Annotated in this window: 17 protein-coding genes and 1 tRNA gene; 4 read left to right on the plus strand and 14 right to left on the minus strand. The window is 66.7% G+C overall.

Annotated features, from left to right (window positions below; translation table 11 throughout):
* Window positions 1-67 precede the first annotated feature (67 nt).
* From CRO12_RS17800 to CRO12_RS16970, 4 genes are all read right to left on the minus strand, one after another.
* Window positions 68-274, minus strand: a complete 207-nt coding sequence (locus tag CRO12_RS17800) for a hypothetical protein (RefSeq protein ID WP_144033628.1) — start codon at window positions 272-274, stop codon at window positions 68-70.
* A gap of 74 nt (window positions 275-348) precedes the next feature.
* Window positions 349-1707 (minus strand): AAA family ATPase, encoded by a 1359-nt coding sequence (locus tag CRO12_RS16960; RefSeq protein WP_097065193.1) that lies wholly within the window; start codon window positions 1705-1707, stop codon window positions 349-351.
* A gap of 3 nt (window positions 1708-1710) precedes the next feature.
* On the minus strand, window positions 1711-1935 hold the full coding sequence (locus CRO12_RS16965) for a hypothetical protein (protein WP_097065194.1): 225 nt from the start codon (window positions 1933-1935) through the stop codon (window positions 1711-1713).
* Window positions 1935-2111, minus strand: coding sequence for a helix-turn-helix domain-containing protein (locus CRO12_RS16970; RefSeq protein ID WP_097065195.1), 177 nt, complete (start codon window positions 2109-2111; stop codon window positions 1935-1937). Before CRO12_RS16970 ends, CRO12_RS16965 begins: the two co-directional genes overlap by 1 nt.
* A gap of 282 nt (window positions 2112-2393) precedes the next feature.
* On the opposite strand from CRO12_RS16970, the gene CRO12_RS16975 reads away from it, so the two are divergent.
* The 3 genes from CRO12_RS16975 to CRO12_RS18085 all read left to right on the plus strand — a co-directional run bounded on the left by CRO12_RS16975 (window position 2394) and on the right by CRO12_RS18085 (window position 4056).
* Entirely contained in the window at window positions 2394-2843 is a 450-nt protein-coding gene (locus CRO12_RS16975) for a hypothetical protein (protein ID WP_097065196.1), read from the plus strand.
* Window positions 2821-3948 carry a tyrosine-type recombinase/integrase gene (locus tag CRO12_RS16980; protein WP_097065197.1) on the plus strand — a complete coding sequence of 376 codons (1128 nt, stop codon included), beginning with the start codon at window positions 2821-2823 and terminating at the stop codon, window positions 3946-3948. The genes CRO12_RS16975 and CRO12_RS16980 overlap by 23 nt, the downstream gene beginning before the upstream one ends.
* Window positions 3949-3976: 28 nt before the next feature.
* Window positions 3977-4056: transfer RNA gene (locus CRO12_RS18085), tRNA-Ser, on the plus strand.
* On the opposite strand, the gene CRO12_RS16985 is transcribed toward CRO12_RS18085, so the two are convergent.
* The 6 genes from CRO12_RS16985 to CRO12_RS18425 all read right to left on the minus strand — a co-directional run bounded on the left by CRO12_RS16985 (window position 4027) and on the right by CRO12_RS18425 (window position 10281).
* A complete protein-coding gene (locus tag CRO12_RS16985) occupies window positions 4027-4383 on the minus strand; it encodes a response regulator (protein WP_097065198.1) in 357 nt (118 codons plus the stop codon). The genes CRO12_RS18085 and CRO12_RS16985 overlap by 30 nt on opposite strands.
* Window positions 4380-6383, minus strand: a complete 2004-nt coding sequence (locus CRO12_RS16990; RefSeq protein WP_179641086.1) for a putative bifunctional diguanylate cyclase/phosphodiesterase — start codon at window positions 6381-6383, stop codon at window positions 4380-4382. The genes CRO12_RS16985 and CRO12_RS16990 overlap by 4 nt, the downstream gene beginning before the upstream one ends.
* On the minus strand, window positions 6380-6922 hold the full coding sequence (locus tag CRO12_RS16995) for a heme NO-binding domain-containing protein (RefSeq protein ID WP_097065200.1): 543 nt from the start codon (window positions 6920-6922) through the stop codon (window positions 6380-6382). Before CRO12_RS16995 ends, CRO12_RS16990 begins: the two co-directional genes overlap by 4 nt.
* A gap of 127 nt (window positions 6923-7049) precedes the next feature.
* Entirely contained in the window at window positions 7050-7676 is a 627-nt protein-coding gene (locus CRO12_RS17000) for a response regulator transcription factor (protein ID WP_097065201.1), read from the minus strand.
* The gene (locus CRO12_RS18505; protein ID WP_342747255.1) at window positions 7673-9745 is read right to left on the minus strand and encodes a sensor histidine kinase; all 2073 of its coding nucleotides are present in this window, start codon (window positions 9743-9745) and stop codon (window positions 7673-7675) included. Before CRO12_RS18505 ends, CRO12_RS17000 begins: the two co-directional genes overlap by 4 nt.
* A gap of 164 nt (window positions 9746-9909) precedes the next feature.
* Window positions 9910-10281 carry a response regulator gene (locus tag CRO12_RS18425; protein ID WP_097065203.1) on the minus strand — a complete coding sequence of 124 codons (372 nt, stop codon included), beginning with the start codon at window positions 10279-10281 and terminating at the stop codon, window positions 9910-9912.
* A 130-nt stretch (window positions 10282-10411) separates the two neighbouring features.
* On the opposite strand from CRO12_RS18425, the gene CRO12_RS17015 reads away from it, so the two are divergent.
* Window positions 10412-10921 (plus strand): PilZ domain-containing protein, encoded by a 510-nt coding sequence (locus tag CRO12_RS17015; RefSeq protein WP_097065204.1) that lies wholly within the window; start codon window positions 10412-10414, stop codon window positions 10919-10921.
* 237 nt (window positions 10922-11158) lie between these two features.
* Here the strand turns inward: CRO12_RS17015 and CRO12_RS17020 are convergent, their stop codons facing one another.
* From CRO12_RS17020 to CRO12_RS17035, 4 genes are read right to left on the minus strand one after another with little or no spacing between them, the layout of a single operon-like run.
* Entirely contained in the window at window positions 11159-12637 is a 1479-nt protein-coding gene (locus CRO12_RS17020; protein ID WP_097065205.1) for a deoxyribodipyrimidine photo-lyase, read from the minus strand.
* Window positions 12631-13125 (minus strand): DUF427 domain-containing protein, encoded by a 495-nt coding sequence (locus tag CRO12_RS17025; protein WP_097065206.1) that lies wholly within the window; start codon window positions 13123-13125, stop codon window positions 12631-12633. Before CRO12_RS17025 ends, CRO12_RS17020 begins: the two co-directional genes overlap by 7 nt.
* Window positions 13122-13472 (minus strand): thiol-disulfide oxidoreductase DCC family protein, encoded by a 351-nt coding sequence (locus tag CRO12_RS17030; RefSeq protein WP_097065207.1) that lies wholly within the window; start codon window positions 13470-13472, stop codon window positions 13122-13124. The genes CRO12_RS17025 and CRO12_RS17030 overlap by 4 nt, the downstream gene beginning before the upstream one ends.
* Complete coding sequence (locus tag CRO12_RS17035; protein ID WP_245858593.1) at window positions 13469-14008, minus strand: TspO/MBR family protein; 540 nt, start codon at window positions 14006-14008, stop codon at window positions 13469-13471. The genes CRO12_RS17030 and CRO12_RS17035 overlap by 4 nt, the downstream gene beginning before the upstream one ends.
* Window positions 14009-14057: the final 49 nt, after the last annotated feature.

A 14057-nucleotide genomic window follows, 5' to 3' on the forward strand; every position in this document is an offset into this window, starting at 1 on the left:
TTGCGATTGAAGAGAGGAGGGGCGTCGGTCCTGCCGGGGCGAGGCTGCAAACTTTGATCCCCCCCCTTCACTGCACCCGGTCCACGGTGTGCCAGCCGGTGCGGGCGCTCAGCCGCTCGGCATAGGTCAGGGCCTCGCGGTGGCTCAGGAAGTCCTGCGGCATCGTCGACATGTCCGCTGGATCGCGAGGGAACACAGCGACGCGGAACGATCCGTCGAGCCGAGCTGTCACTGCTATGCTGGTCAGGCGAGGCGAGGGGGTGCGCCGGGTCATGCGGCTCTCCGATGTAGCGAAACTAATTGAGCGCGAATGTGGGCGTCGGTGTCCGAGGTTACGGCTGCGGACTTTCATCCTCCCCCCACGTCCGTCGGCGCGTCGTTGACGTACAGCCGAAGGGATGGCGGGGGGCCGTCAGCGGCCCCGCCTTCCCCTACGTAGTAGGGAGGGGGTGAGTGCGTGCAGGTTGGTGCAGGCTCGTCTCTCAGGGCGGCGACAGTTTCGGTGCGCTCGCGTGCAAGGGTTTGTGCGGGGGTTGGTGCAAGGGTTGGTGCAAGCGCCAGACCCGTCACCCACGCCCGATTGTCGCGCTGATAAACGCGCTCGCCGTTGCGGATTGTGCCCAGGTGCAGCAGTCTTTCGAGTGCTGCCGCAAAGCCTGCTTCAGAGACGCCCTTGCCGATCGTCATGGCCGCGAACACGCGCGGAGCGTAGTTGGACGCGGTGCGGTTAGGCGACGTCGCACGCCGTTCCTCCGTGGCCTTCTCCAGGCAGGCGAGGAACCGCTCGTTCTCGTGCCCGGCCTGGATGTTGGCGGCGATCTCCGCGCGCTGATCGTCGGGCAGATCGGCGTCCCGCACGAACGCCCACTGGTGCCAGCGGAAGGCGATCTCATCGCCGCTCGACGCATAGTTGCTCTTGCTCTTGCGCAGCACGCGAGCGTCGCGGTCGAGCGCATCCTTGGGCCGCTCCATGAACCAGCGTTGCCGGACGTGCGCGCTCCAGCCGGTCGAGCCTGAGAACTCCGATCCTTCTGTTTTCGCCGGGTGAGCGAGTGCGATCACGGTCGCGTCGCAGTCGATCGCCATGCGGTCGAGCGCCGAGCAGAACGCCGCGACGTCGCGCCGCGCGTTCTCGTTGCCCGCGAACAGGTGCGCCACGTTGTCGAGTGCGATCAGACCGGCGCCGTGCTGCTTCGCGGCGGCGGTGATCCCGTCGAACACGGGAGACAGCTGAAAGCGCCCCTCACCGTCGAGGGCGCCGAGCGCCGTGTCGGTGTGGCCGGCCAGCGACGACAGGGCGGCAGGCGCCGCCAGCCTGTTGATCCCGACGGCCTCGTTGATGGGCTGCTGCCGGCGGTGCAGCTCGTCGTCGCTGTCCTCGCACGTCACGTAGAGCGTCGGGACCTGCACAGTCTCGAGCCCCAGGAACCGCTTTCCGGCCGCCACAGCCGTCACCAGCTGCTGTGCGAGCAGCGACTTGCCGACGCCCGCCTCGCCTACGAACAGGCACCCGGTGCCGCGCGCCAGCCATCCTGGCACGATCCAGCGCCGCTCTGGCGGCTCGGCGCTCCAGCGCGTCGTGTCGATGATCGGCAGCGTCCACCGTTCGGCTTTCGCCGCGGTCGATCGACCCAAATAATCAGCGCCGGCGATCGCGCGGCGGACCGCTTCGCCTCCGTGCTCGCGCTCGACGTCCTCGAAGTCCACGCGTCAGCATTCCACGCAAAGAACAGTGCCGCCGATCTCGGAGCTGACATTGCTCAGGAAGGCTTGGCGCGCGCGGCGGTAGCGGCGCAGCATCTGGCCTCGCAGCGCATCAGGCATCTGCGGCTTCCAGTCTGCTTCGATCTCGCCGCCAGCGTACCGGAACGCCACGGTGAAGCCCGCGCCGATCGGTTGCGGCGCCTGGTCGACGAAGGGGTAGCTCGGGAGCACTAGGCCGCCGACGTGAAGGCGCGCTCAAGCTCGCTCTTGCGAAAGAAGAGCATCCGACCTTTGCGAACAACGGGCAGGTGGCCCTCTTCAACCAATCGATAGACCTGGCGAGGCCGAAGTCCCAGGAACTCCGCGGCCGCATCAGCCCCGGTCAGCAGATCTTCAGTGAGCGTCATCGCGCGCCTCCGACAAGGATTAATCCTTATCCTGCTCGTATTCCGATTGATTACCGTCAAGAGCAAAGATAAGCGTTTAGCCTTATGGAGCAGGCACCCCCGTCCTTTACGCTGCAGTATAGTGCGGTTGAGGCCCTTTTGGCGGAGCTGCACGCCATCTCGCCAACTGGCCGAACGGCGCTTCGGGCGAGGCTGAAGCACCTTAAGCGGCTCGGGTTCCCCGACGGTGTGAATACGGGAAGCGGGCGGCCTGCCGGGTACGGGATCGGACCGCTGCTATCGTTGCTGATCGCCTTTGACCTGCTGCAGCTGGGGCTCACGCCTGAACGCGCAATTGGCCTGCTGCGATCTGACGGGTACGTCGTAGTGCAGGCCGCCGGCTTCTGCAGCCGGCATTTGACCCGAGAGCGGACGGTCGACGACAAGGACGACTTCTACCTTGCCTTTGATCCGACGGTGCTCGCCGACCTGTCTAATCCGGGAAGCTCGGGCGAGCTGGATGATCCGGTGCTGCGCAAAGTGCTCTGCGGCGCATCGGCTTACGTGCTGAGCGAAGTTGGAAAGGGCGGCCGGCGCTGGGTGATCCTCAACCTCACGCACCTGATCTGGGAAGCTGCGGTGCGCCTGGAGCTAACCGGCGTGACCACCATCGCAGCTTTCGCAGACGCGCTGCTGGCGTGGGCCGCATCATTCGATTGGAGGGTGGCAGATGGCATCGATCCGGAAGCGTAGCTGGACCGGCGCTGATGGCGCAGCGAACACGGCCTGGCTGGTCGACTACCGTGACAGCGCGGGCAAGCGACGCGCGAAGCAGTTTGCCCGAAAGCGCGACGCGGAGGCATGGGCAACCCAGGCGAGCTGGCACGTCTCGCAGGGCACGCACACGCCGGACTCGCAGTCGATCACGGTCGCGAAGGCCTGCGAGCTTTGGATCGAGCGAGCGGTCGCCGACGGGCTCGAGGAAAGCACGCTGCAGGGCTACCGTGCCCGCGCGCGCCTCCACATCTGCCCGCTGATCGGCGAGGAGAAGCTTAGCCGCCTGACGCGCCCCCATGTCGAGGCGTTCGCCGACACGATCGTCGAGACGCGCGGCAAGGCGATGGCCGTCATGATCTTGCGCGCGCTCAGCTCCGCGATCGGCGAGGCGCAGCGCCGCGGACTGGTAGCTCAGAACGTGGCCGCTGGCGTGCGGGTGAAGCGGGCGAAGCGCGATCGTGAGCGCGTCGAGATACCCACGAAGGATGAGTTGCGGGCGATCCTGAAGGCCGCATCCGATCGCGAGCGGCCGCTGGTCATGACGGCGGTGTTCACGGGCCTACGCGCGTCCGAGCTGCGCGGCCTGCGCTGGAGCGACGTCGACCTGAAGGCCGGCCGCCTCACGGTGTCGCAGCGCGCGGACGCCTTCAACGTCATCGGTTCGCCGAAGTCCGCCGCCGGCCGCCGCGCCATCCCGTTGCCGGCGCCGCTGGTTGCCGAGCTGAAGCGGTGGAAGCTCGCTTGCCCGGTGTCCGAGCTCGGCCTCGCTTTCCCGAATGGCGTTGGCAGGATCGAGACGCATTCTAACTTGCTCCAGCGCATGTTCGGGCCGCTGCAGGTGCGCGCTGGTGTGATTGAACTGGACGGGGAGGGCGCGCCGACCTGGCGCTATGGCTTCCACGCGCTCCGCCATGCCGCTGCGTCGATGTGGATCGAGCGCGGCACCGATCCTAAGCGAATCCAGACGTGGCTCGGGCACGCGTCCATCCAGCTTACGTTCGACACATACGGCCACCTATTCGAGGCGGCAGCGACTGACGCGGCGGTCGTGTCGGCTATCGCCGCGGAGCTGATCGGCTAGTCAGACGCAACACTGGTGCAACATGACCGCCGAAAGTGGCGGAAAGCCGTGCCTTTAGGCGCATTCGTAATGCGGGGGTCACAGGTTCGAGTCCTGTAGGCGGCACCACTTCCGATCAAGAGAGGGCACCATGGGTGCTTGGTGATCGGGTTCGCCATTGGCGGCGTTTCCTGACGACCCGATTGGGCCGCTGATCGTGATCTGATCCGGGTACCACCACTTTGGCGTGAGTCGCTTCAGCAGCTCGAGCCCGGACATGCCCGGCAGCTGTAGGTCCAGCAGCACGACGCCGGGCTCCAGCTCGTCGGCACCCCCGACGAATGCCTCTGCCGTCGCGAATGCCTGCGCGATCCGGGACCCTGACGAGCTCACCAGCTCACGCAAGTCGACCCGCACATCGGCGTCGTCGTCGATGGTGGAGACGAACTCGATCATGCCGGCGCACCGACCTTCGCCGGCACCCCGTCGGCGAGCGCCTGCACCTCGCCGCTCGCCATGGCCTTGCCGAACAGAAAACCCTGACCATGGCTACAGCCATGCTCCCGCAGAAACGCGGCCTGCCCCGGACGCTCGATCCCTTCAGCGATCACATCCATCGACAGTGCGCGTCCCAGTTCCAGGATCGCGCGCACGATCGCCTGTCCTTCCTCGCCGCCCGCGAGCTGGTCGATGAAAGACCGGTCGATCTTCAGCGTGTCGACGGGAAGGCGGCTCAGGTAGTTCAGCGACGAGAAACCGGTCCCGAAGTCGTCCAGGCTGACCCGCACCTGTGCCGCGCAAAGGTCGCCGAGCACCGCTCTGGTCCGCGCCATGTCCTGCATGGCGACGCTCTCCGTGATCTCCAATCGCAGAAGTTTGGGCGGCAGACCGGTCGTGCGCAGCACCTCCAGTACCCGCGCGCCGAACGCGGGCTCCAGGAACTGCTGCGGCGACACGTTGACGCTGACGCTAAGCGGCTTGAGACGTCGCTTGTTTGCCGCCGCGATCGTTCGGCAGGCCTCCCGCAGGATCCACTCGCCGAGTGGAACAATGAGGCCGGTTTCCTCGGCGATGGGGATGAACTCGGCCGGACTGACGGCATCGCCCGTGCGGGTCCAGCGAGCGAGCGCCTCGACACCGGAGACCTGGTCGTCGCACAGCCGCACGATCGGCTGGTAGCCGACGGACAGCTCGCCGGCTGCGATCGCTGCCCGCAGATCGCGTTCCAGCAGCACACGGCGGCGGGTCTGCTCCCGCAAATGTCCGTCGAACAAAACGACCTGCCCGCGCCCTCGCGCCTTCGCAGTACGCAGGGCCGTTGATGCATCGCGGAGCATTTCCTCGCCGCTCGGAAGCATTCTACCCGCCAGCGCGATGCCGGCGCAGACCGATGCTTCGAACGTCCATCCCGAAGGCGATAAAGCCTTCACCCCGTTCTTCAGCGCGCTGCCGATGTGCGCCGGATCGATCGTCAGCCGCTCTCCCTCAACCAGCACTGCGAACTCGTCGGCCCCGATCCGCGCAAGATGGTAGTTCCGATCGTCGATCCGGAGCTCGGCGCAGACGCGGCGGATAGTTGCAGGCATACCGGCAAGCAGCCGATCCGCCGTGGCATGGCCGACCATGTCGTTGATGAGGCGAAACTCGTCGATGTCGAGCAGAACCAGCGCAATCTGGCCGGTGCCACCGTCGCCGACGCGCGCGAGTACCTGATCGAGCGTGAGCGCGAAGGTGCGCCGGTTCAGGAGCCCGGTGAGTGCATCATGGTGCGCTTCGTGCGCCAGCCGCTTCGCCATGCGCTCCCGCTCCAGCACACGGCCGAGCTGGGTGCCGACCTGCTGCATCAGATCAATCAGGCTCCAGTCCGGCTCGACGCATTCGCGCGAGAAGAACTCCAGCACCGCCTCGCAACGATCTGAGATCATCACCGGAAAGGCAAAGGCGGCACGAAGTCCGCAGCGCAGCGCAACCGCTTGCCGGAGGAAGTTGCTGACCTCGCCCACGTCGCGGATCCATTCGGGCGCACGGCTCGCGAGTGCCCGGCCAGGAAGACCGACCCCGACATCGAAGGCCGCGCTGGTCGACGCTGCGATGAACGGCTCGAGGTCAGCCCGGTCGTCCGTCCAGGTCAACCCGGCGCTGACCAGCGTGCCGGGTTGCTCGCCGCGGACAAAGGCGTGACCACAGGCCCAACCCGTGAACCCGCACACTTCGGCGAGCGCGCGGCCGATCGCCTGGGTTGCGGTATCACTCTCGTTAGCGATCGCGGCGACCTTCTCCAGCAGGCTCAGGCGCTGCTTGCTGACGTAAAGGTCGCGCAGGCCCTGCTCGGCGACACCCTCGGCTTCGAGCCGCGCCTGCCGCTCTCGCGTAAGGCGCCGCTCCAGGCTGGAGAGACGAGTGGTGAGGTCGACCGCCCTTTCGAGCGTGGCGGCTATTGGCGTAATCGCGCTCACTGCTGCGACCAGTCCAGGGCGAGCACACACGACTTGTCGCCGCGATGCATGCACTGGCGGTGCTCGATGCGAACCGGCTCGGCGAAGTGATCGGACGCGCCCTCGATGAAGCCGTGCCCCAGCCAGCAAAGCTGCCGCGCCGATCCATAGCCCACCAGCAGTTCGCCCGCTGCTCCGCTAGAAAAGTGGAAGTGCGGACAGCCTGCGCCTGCGTAGAGCTTGCGGACTTCGGGATGGATGATGCTGTTGACGCTCAGGACAAAGTCGCGGGCGCTGTTCGCAGCGGTGAAGAAGGCGGGATAGCGACGGGCGAGTACGGGCATTGCGCTGCGGCCGAACCAGCGCAGCGTGTCACTCAGATCGGTGCCTCGCTGCGCGCTGAATACCGAGAGGAGTGCAACGAGTTCCGCATCGGGATAGCTACCGAGCGACGTGTAGGCGCCGGTTACCGCCGCGGTGTCGAGCAGGTTGTCCCACGCGCACGCATCCGCTGTGTCGGTGACGACCTCTTCCAGCAGATTGAAGATGATGCCCTTCACGACTTCGCCCCTCGTTGCTCCCCGGCAGGCGACGCCCGTGTGTCTGGCCAAAGAGGTCGATCAGCGATCGACAGGACGGTCTATGATGAGGTTCGCGGTGACTCGCGATACGGCGATTCTACGGTAATCACGTAGCGATCTGCTCGACCGTCGCGAAGCCGGCGGCCAGCGCCAGGCGCATGGCATCGGGCAGCGACCGCACGCCTAGCTTCTCCATCAGGTTGCCACGGTACATCTCCACCGTGCGGGTGCTGAGCCCGAGTGTGAAGGCGATCACCTTGTTGGGGGCGCCGTTGATCAGTTCGCGCAGCACGTCGCGCTCTCGCGGAGACAGACGCGCAAGCGCCGCCTGGGCCTGCAAGCGGGCCGATTGCGCATGCTGTTCCTCGGCCAGGCGGCCGAAAGCGGCCTCCAGAGAAGCCAGCAAGGATCGCACGGCAAAGGGTTTGAGCAGGAAATCGCTGGCCCCTGCCTGCATCGCCTGAACCGCGGTCGGCACGTCGCCCTCGCCGGTCAGCATGATGACCTGATGATCGGCGCCTGCCTCACGCAACCGTTGCTGCACGGCGATCCCGCTCTCGCCCGGGAGATTGAGGTCCAGGATCACGCAGCCGGACGCGAGCGTCGGCGACGCCTTCAGTAGCGCTTCCCCACTGTCGAACGCCTGGACCGTGACGTCGCGTGCAGCCAGCAGCTCCGACAGCTCCTCGCGAATACCCGCGTCATCGTCGACGATGTAGACCGCTCGAATCATGCGACCAGCCTCGCGTTGCTGGCCAGCGCGTCGTGCGGCAGCGTCAGTGTCAGGACTGCTCCCACGGTTGGTCCGGGCGTCAGCGTGATGTCTCCGCCAATCTCGCGCATGATCTGCCGGCTGACGTACAGCCCGAGCCCAGTTCCCGCCCCGACGCCCTTGGTAGTCTTGAAGGGCTCAAAGGCTTCGGACGCGATCTCATCGGCGATCCCGGCACCATTGTCGGCGATCATCACTTGCAGCGTGCTTCCGCAGTCGACCACGCTGACGCTGATGGCGCCGGGTTCCGACAGATCGGATCGCGCCGCAATGGAGTCGACAGCGTTCTGGACCGCGTTGACGATGATCTGCTCGACCCCGACCTTTGGCAGGCGCACCAAACCTGCGTTCGCATCGGCGTGCAGTCGCAGCTCGACATTATGTTGGATCAGCAGCGGCCGGAGAAAGCTCGCCGCGGCTCGGACCAGTTCCGGCAGGTCGAGCCATTCTGGCGCATCATGCTCAACACGGGCATAATTGGTGATGCGCGCGATGATCGCGCTCGCACGCGCGACTTGGGTGGTTATCCGCTCGATCTTTGCCCGCACGGCGTCGGTCGCGCCGTTGTCGAGCAGGATTTCCGCGTTCTCCGCCGCGAGTGAAATAGTGAACAGCGGCTGTCGCAATTCATGGCTGATCGCCGATGCCATACCGCCCAGTTCCATCAAGCGGGCCTGGTGCGCGAGGCCGGCCGCCATCAGCTTCGGTTGCTTCAGCCGCAGGCGCGCGCCCCACCGCCAGCGGTCCGGTGCCAGTCGATCACGCGCGATCAGCAGGTGCCATTCATCCGAACCTGCGCGCCGGAACTCTGCCACCAGGTCGGTCGCGTCCTCGCTGAGGCTGAGCGACAGGGCATCGTTCGGGTGCACCGCCAGCGTCCGCCAGTGCGGCTCGTTCCACAGGTCTACGGCGAAATAGCCGAGGGCACGCTGCTCGGGATTCCAGGTCACGTCGGAGAGGAGCGACAGGTCCACCGTTTCCTTGAGTTCGGCAAACGCAAGCGCCAGACGTTCCCGCTCAGCGGCGACCTGCGCAAACCGGTTATTCTCCCGAACGAACTGGATCACCGGGCGCTGCAACTCGGAAAAGAGCGGCAGAGCGGGCATCGGCAGGTCGGGGGTTCCAAAGGCCTGCACCGTTTCGCGCCACTGCCGTAGCGATCGTTGAACGTTGCGGTTGATCCACGCGTGCAGCACGAGCGCCAGCACGAGCAGGCCAATTAGCGGCATCATCGCATCGAACAGTTCGCCATAGGCGTGAAGCGCGATCGAACGCGTGCCCACCGCGAAGGCAATCGGCTGGCCAGCGCCTTTGGCACCGCCGATCTCACACGCGCGCAGCCAATAAGCGAAGGTGTTGCGATCGTTGGCTCCACCGGGGTGACGTCCGTCGTTGATCCGGTCGCACCCGAGCGCGATCCTGGTCGCGTCGTCGGTCAGCGTACCCGGTGCTCCGACCAGGATAGATTGAACGCCGAGTCTTTTCAGGTCGACCGCGACCTGGCGAACGCGATCGTCGCCTTGCTGCCGTGCGACCTGCGCGGACGCCTGCACAAGCTCGGCTCGGTAGCCATCGAAACGGCGGCTGAAGTCGTTCGCATCCGAGCAGAAGACGAGGATGATCGCGGGCAGGAGCAGCACCAGCGTCGCGCACTCGATCGCACGGCCGAGGCTCAGGCCCGGACGCCTGCGGAACGCTAGTGCGCGTCGGTCGAAGCGGTATCGCAGGAACAGAACGTCGATCAGGACCGCCGCCGACAGATCGATCAGCAGCTTGCGGATGACCGTCAGACCCATGATCGTCGGCGGCGCGCCATAATGGGCGGCCATGAAGAGTGGATTGGCCAGCAAGCCGACCGTCGCATGGAACAGAACGGTGGCAGCCGAAAGGCTCCACCCACGACGGCTCATCACATCCAACACCAGGACGTGAGCAATCGCCATGGTGATCGAGAAGACGTGCCCCCACCAGACATAGGTCGGCAGCATGAAGACCACGGCCGCCGCGACCCCTGCTCGGACCCCCAGCATTCGATAGACCAGCAGATAGAAGATCGGGCCGGCGAACAGCTCCACACCCGGTGCCAGGACCAGTCGTTCGGTGCAGAGAAGGAGGGCCAAACCGCCGGCGAGCCCGAAAAGCGCAATCCTGAGTAGCCGTCCCAAGCGCGCTGAACCGTTGAACGTAGTCGCGATCACCGGTCGTCCAGCCGTGCTTCGTGGTTCTTGATGGCAGCGATCAACGAGGCGATCTTCATGGGCTTCGACAGCATCGGGATTGCTCCCGATGCGTCGAACAAGTTCAAGAGATCGACCCGGCCGGACATGGCGATCACGCGGGGGCGGGAAGCCCCGAGCGAGACGATATGGCGGATCAGGTCGATGCCGCTCTCTGCGCCAAGATCGAGGTCGCACAACACGATGTCCTGATCGGCAACACGATCCCGCGCGCTGGACGCGGTGGCATAGCCAGCCACGTGAAAATGCATCGCACGCAACAACTCGACGAGTTCGACGCGAAGATCATCGTCGTCGTCGACCACCAGGATGCGTAGCGCGCGGGCCATCGATTGAAGCTAGCAGAAAAGCGATCAAGGCACCGTTAACGCACCGTCGCGGCAACCCGTAATTTTGCGGGATAGTGGAGGGGCGCGTCGACGGCGATAGCGGCCGCACACAATCTCAAGAGCTTGCGTCATGCGGACCCGCGAAGATCGAACCAACGTCCTCCTTGACGCCCGCATGCGGGCGGGCTCATCGTGGCTGAGCGCCTCCATACGAAATGTCTCGAGCCGCGGTGCGATGTTGGCGCTGCCTCATCCTCCACCGGTCGGCACCTATGTCGAGCTGCGACGCGGCGACATGATCATCATCGCTCGCGTAGTCTGGTCGGACGAGCAGCGTTGCGGTCTGCGGAGTCAACGCCCCATCAGCTTGCCGCACCTTCAAGCCGCCAACCCACACCGAGAGCTGTATCGACCAGATTCCCCGCGCGAGCGGCGGGCGCAGCCGCGAGATGGCGTAGAGATTGGCCTAACTCGCTCGATCAACTTCGGTCGCAAGCTCGAGTTTCTGGCTGTGGCACTCTTTGCGGGGCTGCTCGCGATCTCCGCTGGGAAGATGGCCTTCGATGTGCTGGCACAGCCCTTCTCGACTGCGACCCGGGCGATGGACCGTTGCTTCGAACAGCCCGGTTGTTCGTCGTGATATGTTGTCCTGACCGTGTTTCGATCAACGCGGCACACTGATTACGATGACGCCGCTCAGTCGCCACCATAACTGTCGCCCAACATCGACCAGCATGGAGGACCGGGATGCGATCAACTGTATTAACCGCCTCCGCCGCGCCGCTCCCGCTTGGAGCTTCCACTTCGGGAGTGTGCACGGGGCACCACTCCCGAAAGCATCTGCCAAGAGGCCGGGCCGTGGCGCAATCATGCCTGCTCAGGGCGTCGAATAGCCGGTGAGATAAGGGTCTACCGGTACCTCCGCCGGAACAGATATCTGCGGCACCGCCCTGGATGCCGCCTGTGCGAGCCACGCATCGCCGCCTTCGCGGCGGCGGGTCGAACCATCGCCGCGGGTCGCCACGCGGCCATAGATCGGCTGCTCGCGTTCGGATGGCGTGCCGGCGAAGGTCGCGGCGATGTTGCCCCAGGTCGATGGATCGCGACCGTCCAGGCTCAGCCTGTCGTTCAGATAACAGGCGGTGGCCCATGCCGCCTCGGGACTGGGCGTCATGGCGATGATTCGCTTGCCCCAGTACATCCGCAGGTTGTTGTGCATCCAACCGTCGGCGAGAAATTGGCGCTGGCAGGCGTTCCACGTTTCGTCGCGCGTCTCGCCGCGCAGCATGGCGTTCAGCGACTCCGCCTCGGGCCGCGGATCGGCGGCGTGGTCGGCCAGGGTCGCGCGTGCCCACGGTGCCACGCGGTCCCATCGCTCGGGCGATTGAAGCCGCCAGGCCTGGTAGTGGAACCACTCGCGCCAGCCGAGCAACTCGTCGGCGAACTTGGCAAGGTGCTGCTTCCCTGGTGCGGCGGCTGACGCCGCCTGCATGACCTCGCGGGGACCGAGCACGCCGAAATGGAAATAGGGGGACAAGCCGCTGGCACTGTCCCGCCGGGTGGCGTCGTTCCGCGCCGAGGCGTAAGACGGCAGTACGATCGTGGCCGCTCGCGCCAAATGCGCCTCCGCTGCCGCCCGCCCGGCGGCGTGGGTTTCGCTTGGCGGCAGCGAATGATCGATGGCGAGCGAGGCGACTAGCGCGCCGGGATCGCCCTCCTCCGGGCGATCCGGCGCGAACGGGAGCGGCCCGCTGTAGGGCGGGGTGTCCGGCGCCTCCTCGCCCCACTCGCTCCAGGCGGCGCGCTCGGGCTCATGGCGACGAAGAAAACCACCGCGGCCGGATATCGCATTGCTCAGCACGGCGGGCGGCACCAGGCAAGCGGCGTTGACCGCGTACACCGGCACGCCGGTGCGCGCGGCGACGCGCTCCGCCTGCCAGCGCGCAACAAAGCCCGGCTGGTCTTCAAGCACCACGCCCGCAGCATCAGCGGCGAGGCGGTGGACCAGCCCCTTCTCGCGGGCGGCGGCCCGATCCACGTGCCGCACGCAAGCGAGCCCACGCGCCGCGCAGCCGGCGGCAAGGTCGATGCTAGCGCCCAGGATGAAGCGGTGGAGTCGGTCGGAGGCGTAGGGATAGTCCTCGCGCAGCCCATGGTAGACCAGCACCGGCAGGCCTAGCGCGTTGCCCAGCCGGATTGCGGCGTCGATCACCGGATTGTCGTGCGCCCTTAGTGCCTGCTGGAGCCAGCACAGCACGTAGCGACCACCGCGCACCAGCGCGCGGTTGTTCAGCGGGCGGACGCGTGGTGCCTCGCGCCAGGCGGCCAGCGCTTGCGGCAGGGACGCCGTCACCATCCCGCGCTGCCGGGCACACCCTTGAACGGACCGGCGAGATCGCGCGTGATCCAGCCGCCGTAAAAGCCGCCCGGCTGTGGGCTGACGCGCTCGCCGTCGACCGAGCACAGGTCGAGCGGCGCGGCGTAGAAGGCAAGGTGATCGCGCAGGGAGCGGAAGGCGTCGGTCGGGTCCGGGTAGCTCCAGGCCACGTCGTGCAGCAGCGCATCGCCGACCTGAAGGTGCCAGTAGCTGGCGACGCCCTTCCACTCGCAGAAGGACCGCCGCTCGGAGGGGAGCAGGAGGTCGGTGTTCACGTCGGCGGGGGGCACGTACCAGTTGGGTGGATGGCTGGTCTCCAGCACGCGCACGGGTGCGTGAGTGTCGGCAATTATGGCGCCGCCATGCTCAATCCGGACATGCGCGCTGCTCGCCACTGCGATCGCCGTGCGGGGGTAGTTCCAGACACTCTCCTGCCCCGGAAGGACGGGGTCGGGACGCGGCCTCACGCGCCCGCCAGCCGCTGAAGGCGCGGACGCACGCGCAGGAAGCGGCGGTAAAGCCACTCGAGCAATGTCAGCATGCACCGATTGCGCGCCAGCAGCCCGAACGGCCGGAGCAGCGGCACCGCGCGCCACATGGCCGCAAACGCCGCCGCGCCCGACACGATCGCTCCGCCGTACTCCTGCGCGTGGAAGCGGGCGAGCATCTCGCCCCGGTCGAGCGGACAGACGGTGGTCGCGTCGGAAACATCGACAAAACGTACATTGCTCGCCGGGTCGAGCCGGCGGATCAGCGCCATCTCGCGTGCGCAGAGCGGGCAGGCGCCATCGTGCCACACCGTCACGCGGGTCACGACCGATTTCGCTTCCGGATGCGTTCGGACAGCACCGTCGCAAAGGCGAGCCAGGTGGCAAACGGCGCCGCCAGCACCGCCGTCGGTCGGTCCACCTTGTTCGCGGTAACCACCAGCGCGCCTGCTCCGGCCGTCATGGCGCCGGCGGCGGCCGTGCTGGCGGCGAGGGCGTGGCGGCGGAAGAACAGCTCGGTCCAGCCGCCCACCATGGCGGTGTTCGCCAGCCACAGTCCGACCGCCGCATTGCGCGCCGGTGACGACGGTCGGCGCAGCAACCGGTAGCCGCCGACCGCCAGTCCCGTCTCGAGCACCGGCCACACCGCGCCGAATACAGCGTCCGGCGGGGTGAAATCTGGTTTATCCAGCATCCGGTACCAGCGCCTAGTCCGCGGGTGGGCGTCGCCGGGCGCGTTGCGGCGCCCCAGCGCGGCAGAGGCACCCAGCACGGCCACTACCGCAAGCGCCGCCGCGGCGCGCGACCAGCCGGCGGGCTGCGGAAGGGCTCGAGCGGCGTCGCTGTCCATTGTGTCGGTCATGCGGGCATAGCGCGCGACATGCTGCGGCGTTCCGGAAGCGCCTCTTGGC

Origin of the sequence: Sphingomonas guangdongensis (assembly GCF_900199185.1) — a bacterium.
Classification (GTDB): Bacteria; Pseudomonadota; Alphaproteobacteria; order Sphingomonadales; family Sphingomonadaceae; genus Sphingomonas; species Sphingomonas guangdongensis.

Bases quoted from the DNA above. Each gene is read 5' to 3' on its own strand.
- CRO12_RS17015 (WP_097065204.1), top strand. From the start codon at position 10,412: ATGCGGACCCGCGAAGATCGAACCAACGTCCTCCTTGACGCCCGCATG.
- CRO12_RS17035 (WP_245858593.1), bottom strand. From the start codon at position 14,008: ATGACCGACACAATGGACAGCGACGCCGCTCGAGCCCTTCCGCAGCCC.
- CRO12_RS17020 (WP_097065205.1), bottom strand. From the start codon at position 12,637: ATGGTGACGGCGTCCCTGCCGCAAGCGCTGGCCGCCTGGCGCGAGGCA.
- CRO12_RS18425 (WP_097065203.1), bottom strand. From the start codon at position 10,281: ATGGCCCGCGCGCTACGCATCCTGGTGGTCGACGACGACGATGATCTT.
- CRO12_RS16970 (WP_097065195.1), bottom strand. From the start codon at position 2,111: ATGACGCTCACTGAAGATCTGCTGACCGGGGCTGATGCGGCCGCGGAG.
- CRO12_RS17000 (WP_097065201.1), bottom strand. From the start codon at position 7,676: ATGATTCGAGCGGTCTACATCGTCGACGATGACGCGGGTATTCGCGAG.
- CRO12_RS18505 (WP_342747255.1), bottom strand. From the start codon at position 9,745: ATGCTGGGGGTCCGAGCAGGGGTCGCGGCGGCCGTGGTCTTCATGCTG.
- CRO12_RS16980 (WP_097065197.1), top strand. From the start codon at position 2,821: ATGGCATCGATCCGGAAGCGTAGCTGGACCGGCGCTGATGGCGCAGCG.
- CRO12_RS17800 (WP_144033628.1), bottom strand. From the start codon at position 274: ATGACCCGGCGCACCCCCTCGCCTCGCCTGACCAGCATAGCAGTGACA.
- CRO12_RS16985 (WP_097065198.1), bottom strand. From the start codon at position 4,383: ATGATCGAGTTCGTCTCCACCATCGACGACGACGCCGATGTGCGGGTC.